We start from the raw sequence: 13201 nt of genomic DNA on the forward strand, positions 1-13201 counted from the left end.
GATTGGCGGAGCCGGCGCCCCCACCGGGCGGCCCCCCTCCCGGGCCACCGGCTCCGCCAATCACCGGCGCGCCACCGGCGCTTCCACCGCATGATCTCTTTGTTCCGGCGCCGGGTGAGGTTCCTTCGGCGCAGCCCCCCACCGACACGACATCCCACGAGCCCGGACGGTGATCGATGTGAAGACCAAACCGCGCCTCAAAAAGCTGCTGATAGCCGTTCTCAGCGTGGTGCTGATTGCGGGAATCGTGGAGGTGATCCGCGGGCAGTCGGTCGCCGCGCGCACCCGGATTACCGCTTATTTCAACAACAGCAACGGTATCTATCCAGGCGACGATGTCCTGATCCTCGGCGTCAAGGTCGGCAAAATCGACAAGATCGAACCGCAACCGACCAGAGCGAAAATCAGCTTTTGGGTGAACGACAAGTACAAAGTGCCCGCCAACGCCAGGGCGGTCATCATCTCCCCGCAACTGGTGACGGCGCGCGCCATCCAGCTCACGCCCGCCTACACCACCGGACCAGCGCTCGCCGACAACGCGGTAATCCCGCAAAGCCGTACCGCCGTGCCCGTCGAATTCGACGATTTGCGCAAGCAACTGCAGAAGGTGTCCGACGCGCTCCAACCCACCCAGCCCGACGGGACGAGTCCGCTTGGGAAGCTGATCAACACCGCCGCAAATAATCTGCGGGGGCAAGGTCAGAACATCCGCGACGCGACGCTGGAGCTGTCGCGGGCGTTATCAGCGCTAGGGGATCACAGCGACGACATTTTCAGCAGCGCCAAGAACCTCGCGACCCTCGTATCGGCGCTGCAGTCCAGCGCCGACCTCATGCGCCAACTGAATGTCAACCTCGCCTCGGTGACCGGGGCGCTCGCCAACGATCCCGACGAGATCGGACAAGCGGTCGCCGACATCGACGCCACCACCGCCGACCTCGGGCGGTTCATCGCCGACAACAAAGAGGCGTTGGGCACCACCTCGGACAAACTGACATCGGTTACCAACATGATGGTGGCCAGCCTCGACGAGGTTAAGCAGATACTGCATGTCGCGCCGAACGTGGCGCAGAACGTCAGCAACATCTTCTACCCGGCGCATGGATCGTTGACCGGCATACTCGCGGTGAACCAGTTCTCCAACACCATTGGATTCATTTGCGGTGCTGTTCAGGCCGCGTCGCGACTCAACGCCGATCAATCATCAAAACTATGTGCGCAATACCTAGCGCCGATCATCAAAAACCGGCAGTACAGCTATCTTCCGCTGGGTATCAACCCGGTCGTGGGGGCGATGGCCCGTCCGAACGAGCTCACCTACAGCGAGGACTGGCTGCGTCCCGACCACCGGCCGTCGCCTCCGGCTGCGGCGCCCGCACCCGACTCGCCGCCGCCCCCGCCGGAGCTGCCTGTCGCCTCGCCGGTAAACACCCCGGTTCAGCCGACCAAACCCGCCGACGGGTTGCCCGGGCTCATGGTGCCACCGGCAGGGGGTACTCCGTGACCGCCGTCCGGCGCCGCGCCTGCGCGGCGGCGCTCATCATGCTGCTGGTGTCTTGCCTGACCGGCTGCGGTTGGCACGGCTTGAACACCCTGCCGATGCCGGGCACCCACGGACAAGGGCCGGGGTCTTACGAGGTGAAGGCGCAGTTGCCGGATGTGACTAATCTGCAACCGAATTCGCGGGTACGTGTCGGTGATGTCAATGTCGGCACCATCCGTAAGATCGAACGCCAAGGGTGGCACGCGGTGGTCACGATGCGCCTCGACGGCGACGTCGATCTACCCGCAAACTGCACCGCCAAAATCGGCCAGACCAGCCTGCTGGGGTCGTTGCACGTCGAACTTGCCGGGCCCACCAAAGAACCGCCGCATGGCAGATTGCACGAGGGCTCGCTCATTCCGCTCTCGAACGCGGGTGCCTATCCAACCACCGAGCGGACCCTGTCCTCGCTGTCGCTGCTGCTCGGTAGCGGCGGCATCGGTCAAGTCCAAGACATCACCGCCGCATTGAGCACCGCGTTCGCCGGCCGCGAGAACGATCTGCGTGGCCTGTTGGATCAGCTCAACGACTTCTCGGGCCGCCTCGACGACCAGACGGGAGATATCATCGCGGCCACCGACGCCCTCAACCGGTTGACCGGCCAATTCGCCGCGCAAAAGCCCGTGGTGGACAAGGCGCTTCACACCATCCCCGACGCGTTACAGGTTCTTGCGCAACGGCGCGAGCAGCTGACCGATGCCCTGACCAAGTTCGGTCAACTCAGCGCGGTGACCGTCGACACGGTCAATAAGACCAAAAAAAACCTTGTCGCCGAGGTCAGCACCCTGGAGCCGGTGCTGCGCTCGCTGGCTGACGCCGGGCCCGCCCTTACCAGGTCGCTGAGCTTGTTTTCAACTTATCCCTGGCCCAAGGAGACCATCCAGAACTGGTATCGCGGCGACTACGCCAACCTCACCCTCGTTTTGGACCTCACGCTCAGCCGCCTCGACAACAACTTGCTCACCGGTACGCGCTACGAAGGCAACCTGACCACGCTGGAACTTCAGTGGGGACGCACTATCGGTCAACCACCCAGCCCGGCGACCAACGCCAACCCCCTCACCGTTCCCTACCACCTCGATCAGGGGCCATAACCATGTACATGCCCAGGCGGATCAAAGTGCAACTGGCGGTGTTCACCGGTATCTCCGTCGCGGTCGCCAGCGCCTTGGTCTTCGGCTACGCCAATCTGCCCGCCTACTGGTTCGGCGTCGGCCGCTACAGCGTGACATTGAAACTTCGCGACTCGGCAGGCCTTTACCACAACAGCGTGGTGACCTACCGCGGAGCCGACATAGGCCGCGTCAGCGATGTGCGCCTCACCCCCGCCGGTGTCGAGGCCGAACTCTCACTGGAGTCAGGAGTCCACATCCCCGACGACTTGCGCGCGGAAGTGCACAGCGTGACCGCGCTCGGCGAGCAGTATGTGGCGCTCCTGCCGCGCCGAGACGACGCGCCACCTCTGAAAAACGGTGATGTGATCCCCGAGAGCGAAACCAGCATTCCCGCCGACATCAACACCTTGCTGGACACCACGAATCGCGGGCTGCAAGTCATACCGAAAGACAACCTGACCACCGTTCTCGACGAGAGCTACACCGCCGTGGGTGGGCTGGGCCCTGAATTGGCCCGCATCGTGGACGGATCGACCAAGCTGGCCATCGACGCGCGTGCCAATCTCGATCCGTTGGTGACGCTGATCCAACAGTCCAAACCGCTCCTGGATTCCCAGATCGACAGCTCCGACTCGATAGGCGCTTGGGCCAAGCACCTCGCGGCCATCACCGGTGGGCTGGCTGAACACGACAGCGCCGTAGCGGGCGTGCTGAAAAACCTTGGTCCCGCCGTCGACCGGGCCAACGCGCTTTTTGACCGGCTAAAGCCGACTTTGCCAACGCTATTGGCCAACCTGGTCAGCGTGGGTCAAGTCGCGGTGACCTACCAACCGGCCTTGGAACAGTTGCTCGTCGTACTGCCGCAGAACGTCGCCGAACTGCAGGCCACGGCCATTCCCAACCTCAATACCAAGCAGGATTATCGAGGCCTCAACCTCGACCTCGCATTGAACATCAACCTCCCACCCGTCTGCGCGACCGGATTCCTCCCGCCGCAGCAGCGGCGCTCCGCCGCACTGGTGGATGCACCCGACCGCCCCGCCGGCGACATTTATTGTCGGATCCCGCAGGACTCACCGTTGAATGCCCGTGGGGCACGCAACTACCCGTGCCTATCGGTGCCGGGAAAGCGGGCCCCGACGGTCAAAATGTGCGAAAGCGACGAGCAATATGTTCCTCTCAACGACGGCTTCAACTGGAAGGGTGATCCGAACGCCACGTTGTCGGGCCAACCGGTTCCCCAGCCGCGAAATGGGACGCCACCGCAGGCACCGCCAACAGCTTCCGCGCCGCCTACAGCTCCGTCCGAGGCCATTCCCGTTGCTCCCTACGATCCAGCAACCGGAAGATATGTGGCGCCGGATGGAAGCATCCATACCCAGACTGACCTGGCAAATGGTGGGGGACCGAAGTCATGGCAGGCGATGTTGGTGCCTCCAGGAGGGTGACCCCATACTACGTGTGGCTGGCGTCAACCCGGGCAACGCTCTGCGGTGAGGGTGGCATCATCACACCGAAATATGCTGTGGTGCAGCGGTCCTCGCAAAGCAGTCGATGACGGGGTGCCGCACGCCCAAGCTCACCCCGGATAGGCATCTGCCGTACGAGTGATCAAGTCGGCCACGCGTGCGGGATCTTCAGCGGCAGCCAGATGGCCTGCGGCGGGAAGCACTTCCAGCCTCCCTCGTTGGACCCCAAGTGCCAACCGCTGCAACGTTTCTGGCGGAGTCGCGCGGTCATGCGCCCCCGCGATACACAGAACCGGCGTTGAGATCCGTGACAGGCACGCCGTGAAGTCGAACGTCGCGAATGCCTCGCAAACCCGCGCATACGCGTCATCGTCGGTGTCCAGCAGCGCTTGGAGCAGGCGCGAACTGACCTCGGGTTCACGGCTGGTGAATCCGGGCGCAAACCAACGTTCGGCGGATGCCGCGTACATGGCGGCGGTGCCGGCACGGCGCACCATGTCGGCACGCTCGCGCCAATCCGCTGGAGCACCGACGGATGCCCCCGTCGCCAACAACGTTGCCGTTCTCACGCGTGGTTGTGCGTCTAATGCCAGCTGGAGACCTACGCACCCACCAATCGACGTTCCGGCGTAGTGAAAAACCGTAGTCGTCGCCAGCCGGTCAACGCACGACAGGACACCGCAGGCAAGGTCGGCAACCGAAAACTGTTGTGCCGCCGACGGCGCGCCGCCGTGGCCGGGCAGATTCCACCCGATAACGCGAAAGTTCCGCACCAAAAGTTGCGCGACTGAACCCCACAGGGTGGCCGCCGAGGTGCCCAATGACGGGCCTAGCACGACGAGCGGTGCAGAGCCTGGACCGCCAAAGTCGACACCCGTGACTTCGGGAACACCCACCGCAACTCCTTTGCACATGCCGACCGAACCAGCCTGCCGACCACTCATTGCACCCGCGATCGTCGGCCGCCAGTGTCCTCGCGAAGAGTACGTGCTGCGGCGAAAGCCGATCGAAATGTGGTCTAGGTAACCATTTCGGCCATATTTCGCGGCTCGGGAAACGATCACCGGGATGGAATCGCACGTCGGACACTGCGCTGCGCAGCTGCCGACAGACTTGTGAGGAGCACCGTGTCCGACGCATGGTCACGCAAACAGATGTACCGCACCTACTTCGAGGACTACAGCGTCAAATGGTCCGAATACTTTACGTTCAAGCGTGAAGACGGCATCCTCGAGATGTGCATGCACACCGAGCATGATTCCGCCAAATGGAGTCTCGAGTTGCACCGCGCGTTCATCCCGGCGCTCGCCGACGTCCATCACGACCCCGACAACGAGATCCTGATCTTTTCCGGCACCGGCGAGAAGTTCTTGGACAGCATGGATCCCGAGGGCTGGGAGCGGTACGGATTCCGGCAGGATATGAACTTCGACCGCGGCTACGACTTCTGGTACCTCGACCAGGTGCACGAGCCGTTCGCTCTGCTCAACCTGGAGATTCCCGTCATCGGTGCAATCAACGGACCATTCTTCATCCATCAGGAGCTCGCGCTGCTGAACGACATCGTGATCGCCACGGAGAGCACGGTGATGGCCGATGGCCACTACACCGGGATGGGTATCGTTCCCGGCGATGGTGTGCAAACTATCTTCCGAGAGCTCATGGGGATCAACCGCGCCAAGCACTTTCTGCTGACCGGGCAGACGATGGATGCGCAAACGTTACTGCAACTGGGCCTGGTGGCCGAGGTCGTGCCCGACGACCAAATCCTCGAGCGGGCGTGGGAGATCGCGCGCACGGTGTTCAAGCCGCGTGCCCGTTCGACGCGCCTCATGACCCGCGCGCTGCTCGTGCAGCCCTGGCGGGAACTGCTGGTGAAGGAACTGCCTAACGGTATGGCGCACGAGTGCTGGGGCGTGCATGGCTACTGGGGCATGGCCGAAAAGGGCTATGACATCGCCAACCTCAAGTCATCGAACGGAGAGGGGACATCGTGACCCGCATTCACCACGCCAACATCCGAGTCGCCGACCCGGTCAAGTCGGTCGCGTTCTACCGCACCCTCGGGCTCGAACACACCGGAACGCTGTCGATGGGTCCGGGCTACACGTTGCTCTACATGACAGATGGCGACGAGCTAGCACTAGAGCTGGTGGCAAACGACACCACCGACCCTGCATATGACCGCAGCACCGGCAGCGGGCATCTGGCCCTGGAAGTCGACGATTTGGACGCCACCCTTGCCGCGCTGCGGGAGGCACACGGAACCGAGCCCGAGGCGGCTCCGTTTCACCCCGGCGGGCGCACCGACCTCAATAAAGTTGCGTTCGTGCGCGATCCGGACGGGGTCCGACTGGAACTGCTGCAAGCGGCATGGCCGATCCCCCACGACCCCCTGCCGGCGGAACTGCAAACGCTGGCTTCGCCGTCGTGAAGATCGCTCGGCGCACGGTTGACGGCCCGGACGGGCAAAGCGCGAGAATCCTCGTTGCCGCGCCCGACGACGATGCGTGGTACGACCTACGCACGGCCGTCCGGCTGCATGCCCTGCAGCGGGGCGCTACGGTGGAGTCGGCGAACCGGCTGGCCGCGGCGCTGGTGCCAAGCAGCCTGGCCCAAGCACTTGGCGGCGGCGATGTCTTTGCCGACGCGATGAAGCGAACGCTCGACGAGCGGCCAAATGAGGCAAAGGTCGTCGAGCCGGTGCTGACCAACGCCCTTGACCCGATCACTTACCGCGACTTCATGGTGTTCGAGCGGCACTTCTCGTTCGGGTACAAGTGGCAAGGCAAGCCCGTGCCGGAGATCATGTACGAGCTGCCGATTTCTTATGCCGGTGATCCGCGCTCCTTCCTCGGCCCTGACGACGTGATTCCATGGCCGGGGTACACCGAAAGGCTCGACTACGAGCTCGAGCTCGGCATCGTCATCGGTCGCACCGGCACCGATCTCACGCCCGACACCGCCCTGGACCACGTGTTGGGGTTGACCATTCTGAACGATGTCAGTGCGCGCGATATCCAGGCGCGCGAGATGGCCGGTGGGCTCGGGCCGTCGAAAGGAAAGCACTTCGCCTGTGTCACGGGACCCCTGGTGACCTCACTCGATGAGATCGATGAGTCCGGCCTCGGAATGCGCGTTCGGGTCAACGGCGAGACCTGGTGCGAAACCACTAGCGCGGAGATGGTGTGGTCGGTCGCCGAAATAGTGGCATGGGCCTCGCAGGGCGAAATCTTGAGGCCGGGCGCACTATTGGGCACCGGCACCTGCAATGGCGGGTCAACGGTAGAAATCGAGCGCATGTTGTCGCCAGGTGACGTGATCGAACTCGAGATCGACCAACTGGGCACACTGCGAAACCGTCTCGGTCAGCCAGCTGCAGCGGGGTGGCATCCGAAACCACTTAGTCGCACGGCAGACGGTGAAGCCGCGACGGTCAAATTTCTTCGGTGAACCACACGGCGCCGCCACGCCGCCTGTCGCGGGCGACGCAGTCTAAGGGCCCTCCGAGGAGTTCGGTACCGGGAGGAGATATGAGCTATGCAACGCCTTCTGATCACGGGTGCAACCATTCTGAGCGCCGACCCCGCGATCGGTGTGCTGGACAGTGGCGATCTTTTGATATACGACTCGAAGATCGTCGAAGTCGCGCCGACTATCGATGCCACCGACTGCGAGATCGTTGAGGCCACGGGTCGTATCGCGCTGCCTGGATTCATCGACACGCATCGGCACGTGTGGGAATCGGTATTGCGCAACGTCGCCGCCGATTGGCAAGGCTCGCACTATTTTTCGGGGATCCGGGCCATGCTGGGCGGCTACTTCGGCCCGGATGAAATTTATGCGGCCAACCTCGTCGGAGTAGTCGAAGCGCTCGACATGGGCATCACGTCCATTTTCGACTGGTCGCACAACATCAACACCCCCGAATGCGCCGATGCTGCGGTCCTGGCTCTCAAGGAATCCGGCGGCCGGGTGTTGTTCGGACTGGGTGATCCCAACGCGCTGTGGTTGCCCATCAGCGATGTCGCGTCGGACGCAGACCTAGCCAAGCGGATACGAACCCAATACTTCAATGCCAACACGGGATTGGTGACGATGGCGCTGTCGGTCCGCGGACCGGAGTACACCACGCCAACGGTGACCCACCAAGACGTCGCGTTGGCCCGCGACCTCGACCTCAAGATGAGCATCCACGTCGGCAACGGCGCACGCTTGGCAGCCAACGACGCGCCGGTGATCGTCCTCAACGAAGCCGGACTGATCGGTCCAGACATGTTGTTCGTCCACTGCAACCAGTCCACCGACGAGGAACTGAGGATCATGGCCGACGCCGGATGCCCGCCCCCATCGGTGACTCCGGACAGCGAGGCGCATTTCGGGCTGGGCTTCCCCGCAGCCAGCCGCCTGATGGAACTCGGGTTGCGCCCCAGCCTGGGCATCGACATCGTCATCAACGCCCTAGGCGACATGTTCGGCACATTTCGGACCCTTGCGGCACTCGAGCGCGCCCGCCAGCACGAGTCGGCGGAATCGATGCCCGAGCGCCTCCAGGTCACTGCCCGCGATTTGCTGGAAATGGCCACCATTGAGGGAGCCCGGTCGGTTTGGAAGTCGGACCTCATCGGTAGCCTGACACCGGGTAAGCAGGCCGATATCGTGCTCCTCAGAGCCGACACGCTCCATCACGCACCGATCAACAATCTTTACGGCGCCGTCGCCTTAGGATCGCATGCTGGTGACGTCGAAAGCGTTTTGGTAGCAGGCAAATTCGTCAAACGTGACGGCGTGCTCTCCGCGGATGTCGCCCGGATTCGCCGCCTCGCCGAGCAGGCCCGCGACACTGTGGTGCGTCGCGCATATGACGACGGCCACCGATCGGTGAGCGTGACGGGCGAATGGTTCCCCGATCCCTATATCCGCCGGACGGGTGACGCCCACAAGGGCTGAACATCGCCGTAGTTGAGCGTGTCAGGCGCGTAGCTGGTTCAGTAGATCTTGTGTGGCTCGTGCCGGGGTGGCCGGCAGTTCGCGCAGAGCCGCCTCGCAGCCACGATAGGCAGCAATCACTCGGTCGGTGTCACCGACGGCCGAGGCGATCTTCATCGACAGACGCCACGCCCGTTCGCGGTAGGCGTCGCGGGCGAGAACCTGTTGCACGAGACGGTGGGCGAGACCGTAGCGGGCCGTGTCGAACGCCGCCTCGGCGGCGGTGTGGCAGATGTCAAGAACCAACGCAGCCCATCGCTGCTGGTGGTCGAGCGCCCAGATGGATCGGGCTCCCTGCAGAATCGGTTTCCCGTCGACTTCCTTGAGCAGGTTTAGGGCCAAGTCGAGGCGCTCCGAGCCGTTCACGGTTCGAAGGCGCCGGTAAGCGGCCATCGTCGATACGTAGGTGCTCGTCAGAATGCCGCGTTTCCATTGGACATGCCCGTCGGAAATTTGCAGACAGTCCGGATCGTCGAGGAGCTCGCGGATTCCGTTGACTGCAATCCGCAGATACGCGTTGGCGGCTTGGTCGCTCTTGCTGTCAAACAACGCCGCGATGACGTCCGCGCGATGGGCGCTTCCGCCGGACGCAGCAAGGTAGCTCAACAACTCCAAACTTTTGACCAGCTTGACGGGGTGCCGGCGTCCGTCAATCACAATCGCCGGGACCTCGCGCTCATCGACCGCCACGGTTGCCGGTCGGACCACCTCGGACGTTTCAGCGTTGATGATCAGGGTGCGGCCCAAGTCGTGCCACGGGCCGTCGGGATCCTCCTCGATGTCTAGGTGTCGTGACAGGACAGCCGGAAAATCCGCCAGTGAACTACTCAACAGCTGCATGGCCCCAGTTTCCAGGGCGGTGCGGAGAGCCAAATCGGCCGCGGCATCCGAGAGATCTTCATCGCCGGCGCGCCACTGCGCCTCGGACAGGTAAACCGCTGCCATGGGCAAAAACAACCGTCGATCCCATTTCGTCATGAGTGAGACCGCGGCATCGAGCTGGACGACCGCCTCGGTGGTGTCGCCCTCTAGCAAAGCGATAAGGCCCCTCCACAGTGCCAGCTGTTCGAGGACCCGCACTCGGCGCGTTGCGGTGGGCTGGAGCTCGACGGCGCGGAGTACGGCACGGGCATGTTCGATATCACGCCCGAATCGCAGCGACAGATTGGCTTCGGCAAGCAGGGCGAACATTCGGTACAGCGGCGACTCTGATTGGGCGAGGCGGTCGCGGCCGGCGATCAGTGCCGACCATGCTTCCTCGGGCTGCCCACTTTCGGCGAGCAGTTCCACCTGCATCCGGGTGCATGTCCATCCGCGTACCCCGACGGGAATACCCTTTTGCGCCTCCTCGAGGCGACCCAGCGCGCCCAGCGCCCCAACCTGGGCGAGACGCACCGCGGTTAAGCGGCTTTCGGCATGGGTGACGAGCTCACGGAATCGGCCATGTGCCAGATCGACCCTCGCCAACAGGCCGTCTATTTCGGTATAGGTGTCGGCCGGGCGGTCACGGTAGTGGGTGTCGTCGTCGATGAGTTCGACCCCGATACAAAAGCGCATGGCCGCGGTCTGAGGATCAGACGGCGCCGTGTCGAGCACCGCGTAGGTGTCTTCGATGCGACCCACTACGAAGTACACCCACGCCATCACCGATGTCAGGCGGGAATCGATAGGGAAGGCCGTCTTGGCGGCGCGAAGACGATCGGCCGCGCGCGCGGCCCGCCCGAACTCCTCGCGATCGAGTGCGACGAGCAGTTCAGCCGCGATGAATACAGGCAGGGATTCCACCCGCCAACGCCGGAACGCCTGCAGCCAGCCTTCGACCACCTCAATGTCTCCGCGACGCGCGACCTCCAAGATGACTTCCGCGGCGACATCTTCGGCCTGGGCGGCGTCGCCCGCCCGCAGAAACTCCCCGACTGCTTCCTCGGAGCAGCGTTCACTGACGAGAAGCTGTCCGTGGCGATACCGGATGTCGGCTTGCGTCGCTTCATCGAGTTCGAGCCATCGTTCGAGGAGATATTCGCGGAATCTGGTGTGGCAGCGCATGCGGCCGGGCCCGTCGAATTCCGCGGGCAGGTGTGCCTCATGGAGCCGGCGCATCGTTTCGGCTGCCTGCCGAAGACCTAAATGCGTTGCCCGATGCGGCGAGACGAAGTCCAGAACCGAGGTGCGAATGAGGAAATCCTGCGCTTGCGGGTCAAGCGCGGCCATGATCTCGGATGACAGGTAGCTGCTGAGCGGATCAGCCTCCCCTCCCGATCCCGGCACATGGTGCGCGGAACGCCACGCCTCAAACAGCACGCCGGTGACCCAGCCCCCCGTTGCGCGTACCGCGCTGGCCGCGTCGACCCCGTCGGAGCGATCGCTTTGGGTAAGAGCGTCATGGGCTTCTTCGACGGAAAAGGCGAGGTCGCTCTCGCAGACGTGGCCGATGCGCCCGTACATGTCGGCTCGCGCCAAACCGAGTTCGACTTTACGGCGCGAAATCAGGATCACTTGCGTCTGCGATCCGGCATAACTCAAGAAGGCTGACAGCACATCTCTGGTGCCAGGCGCATCGGCGATGTGCTCGACTTCGTCGATCACAACGAGCAAGGGTTCGTCAGCGATCGCTTCGGCGAGCAGCGCGGCCGTATCCGTCTGTGAGATGCCCCGCTCGAGAGCCTCGGCAATCATGGCCGGGATCGCGGGGAGTGCTGCCCGGATCGCGCGTTCGAGGTAGACGAGGAATCGTCCCGGCGCGCTGTCGCCGTCGTCGACACGCAGCCAAGCCACCGGTGAGCTCTGGGATTGCGCGTACTGCGCCGCCGCGGTGGATTTTCCCGCACCAGCCGTAGCGGTTACGCAGACGATGTTGTGAGGCCCAAGCTGTGTTGAGATCAGGTCGATGACGCGTGGTCGAGTAACGGTACTCGTCGCGAGTAGAGGCATACGTGTGCGGGCATGGATCAGAAACTCGTTGTCGATGCTGATTGACACACTGCTCCGATCTAGTCAGCGCTGACTGTGACTGCGATTACATATCGCCGCACAAACACTGTAAACCTAGGCGAAATGACTGGTAGGAGAGCTAAGGGTCGGATGCCCCAGGCCGTGCAACTGCGACGGGGTAAGGACACGTCAGACACCACGTCAAAGACCGTCGGTGCGGTTTTCGCACGAATTTTGACGCGGTCGTCACCATCATTTCGTGCCGTCCCCATGACGGGGTCAGCCGTAGGTGACGCAGCTGAATGGCTGACCGCTGCCGTAGATCGCGATGAAAGGCTAAACGGTGATCTTTGTTCGCTCCACGCTTCGCGGGTCGCCGGTACAGTTGAGGCGCACGCCAGGATCGAGCCGATCATGACGGTCGACCAGCACCGGCCACCGACGACCGTGCCGGACCCGGCCACCTTTCGCATCGCGATGTCAAGGGTGCCCACCAGTGTGATCGTCGTGGCGACGATGCGGGAGGGCATGCCGATCGGCATGATCGTCGGCACTTTCACTTCCGTGTCGCTTTCGCCGCTGCTCGTCGGCTACTTGGGTGAGCGGACCTCCCGAACAGTGCCCTACTTAGTGGAGGCCGACACGGTGTCCTGCAGTGTGTTGCGCGAGTCGGACATGCAAACCGTCGAGGAATTCCGCAAGCCCCTGGAGTCGCGTTTCGACCGAATCAGTTGGAGCCTGGACGAGGAGTTCAACGTACCGGTTCTGGCAGGCGCACCGCTGACTGTCTTCGGGCGGCCCACAGCCGCCCTTGAAGCTGGGGATCACCTTTTCTCGCTGATTGAGGTGCTGGGTGTGCGCACCAACGGTCCTTGCCGGCCGCTCGTCTTTTGCGGCGGCCGCCTTACCCGGATGGATCCCAGCCACGTGGTGGACAGCGACATCTGGCAACTGGGTTGGCATTAGCAGCGCAGGCCGGTTTTGCGTGGATTTTCATGCGTGAGGGATGGTTCGAGAGGAAGCGCCGCGGCGGTGTGGCACCGTCCGCTAAAAGGTATTGAGGAGTTGTCGATGTCGGAGGCCGTTGCTGACGCCGAGTTGACGGTGGCCGGTGTGCGGTCGCGGGTGGATGCGTTGGTGGACACGCTGCGTGA

The 13201-nt window shown here is 63.3% G+C and carries 10 protein-coding genes; 8 read left to right on the forward strand and 2 right to left on the reverse strand.

Annotated features, from left to right (window positions below; translation table 11 throughout):
- Positions 1-178: 178 nt before the first annotated feature.
- From AWC19_RS17770 to AWC19_RS17780, 3 genes are read left to right on the forward strand one after another with little or no spacing between them, the layout of a single operon-like run.
- Positions 179-1504, forward strand: a complete 1326-nt coding sequence (locus AWC19_RS17770) for an MCE family protein (protein WP_085079386.1) — start codon at positions 179-181, stop codon at positions 1502-1504.
- A gap of 38 nt (positions 1505-1542) precedes the next feature.
- Positions 1543-2637 (forward strand): MCE family protein, encoded by a 1095-nt coding sequence (locus AWC19_RS17775; RefSeq protein ID WP_085079387.1) that lies wholly within the window; start codon positions 1543-1545, stop codon positions 2635-2637.
- A gap of 2 nt (positions 2638-2639) precedes the next feature.
- Positions 2640-4106: an MCE family protein gene (locus AWC19_RS17780; RefSeq protein WP_085079378.1), complete on the forward strand. Its 1467-nt coding sequence runs from the start codon at positions 2640-2642 to the stop codon at positions 4104-4106.
- A 131-nt stretch (positions 4107-4237) separates the two neighbouring features.
- Here AWC19_RS17780 and AWC19_RS17785 read toward each other — a convergent pair whose 3' ends face one another.
- Entirely contained in the window at positions 4238-5023 is a 786-nt protein-coding gene (locus AWC19_RS17785) for an alpha/beta fold hydrolase (protein WP_085079379.1), read from the reverse strand.
- A gap of 231 nt (positions 5024-5254) precedes the next feature.
- Here AWC19_RS17785 and AWC19_RS17790 point away from each other — a divergent pair, with 231 nt between their 5' ends.
- The 4 genes from AWC19_RS17790 (at position 5255) to AWC19_RS17805 (ending at position 9077) form a co-directional block, all read left to right on the forward strand.
- On the forward strand, positions 5255-6124 hold the full coding sequence (locus AWC19_RS17790) for an enoyl-CoA hydratase/isomerase family protein (protein WP_142281271.1): 870 nt from the start codon (positions 5255-5257) through the stop codon (positions 6122-6124).
- Positions 6121-6561, forward strand: a complete 441-nt coding sequence (locus AWC19_RS17795; protein WP_158090904.1) for a VOC family protein — start codon at positions 6121-6123, stop codon at positions 6559-6561. Before AWC19_RS17790 ends, AWC19_RS17795 begins: the two co-directional genes overlap by 4 nt.
- On the forward strand, positions 6558-7580 hold the full coding sequence (locus tag AWC19_RS17800; protein WP_158090905.1) for a fumarylacetoacetate hydrolase family protein: 1023 nt from the start codon (positions 6558-6560) through the stop codon (positions 7578-7580). The genes AWC19_RS17795 and AWC19_RS17800 overlap by 4 nt, the downstream gene beginning before the upstream one ends.
- Positions 7581-7667: 87 nt before the next feature.
- A complete protein-coding gene (locus AWC19_RS17805) occupies positions 7668-9077 on the forward strand; it encodes an amidohydrolase family protein (protein ID WP_085079383.1) in 1410 nt (469 codons plus the stop codon).
- 21 nt (positions 9078-9098) lie between these two features.
- On the opposite strand, the gene AWC19_RS17810 is transcribed toward AWC19_RS17805, so the two are convergent.
- Positions 9099-12095, reverse strand: a complete 2997-nt coding sequence (locus AWC19_RS17810) for an AfsR/SARP family transcriptional regulator (protein ID WP_142281272.1) — start codon at positions 12093-12095, stop codon at positions 9099-9101.
- A gap of 366 nt (positions 12096-12461) precedes the next feature.
- Here AWC19_RS17810 and AWC19_RS17815 point away from each other — a divergent pair, with 366 nt between their 5' ends.
- Positions 12462-13013, forward strand: coding sequence for a flavin reductase family protein (locus tag AWC19_RS17815; protein ID WP_158090906.1), 552 nt, complete (start codon positions 12462-12464; stop codon positions 13011-13013).
- The last annotated feature ends 188 nt before the right edge of the window (positions 13014-13201 follow it).

This window comes from Mycobacterium palustre (genome assembly GCF_002101785.1).
GTDB lineage: Bacteria > Actinomycetota > Actinomycetes > Mycobacteriales > Mycobacteriaceae > Mycobacterium > Mycobacterium palustre.

Excerpts from the sequence above, each read along its gene's own strand:
- AWC19_RS17775 (WP_085079387.1), top strand. The coding sequence starts at position 1,543 with ATGCTGCTGGTGTCTTGCCTGACCGGCTGCGGTTGGCACGGCTTGAAC.
- AWC19_RS17780 (WP_085079378.1), top strand. The coding sequence starts at position 2,640 with ATGTACATGCCCAGGCGGATCAAAGTGCAACTGGCGGTGTTCACCGGT.
- AWC19_RS17805 (WP_085079383.1), top strand. The coding sequence starts at position 7,668 with ATGCAACGCCTTCTGATCACGGGTGCAACCATTCTGAGCGCCGACCCC.
- AWC19_RS17815 (WP_158090906.1), top strand. The coding sequence starts at position 12,462 with ATGACGGTCGACCAGCACCGGCCACCGACGACCGTGCCGGACCCGGCC.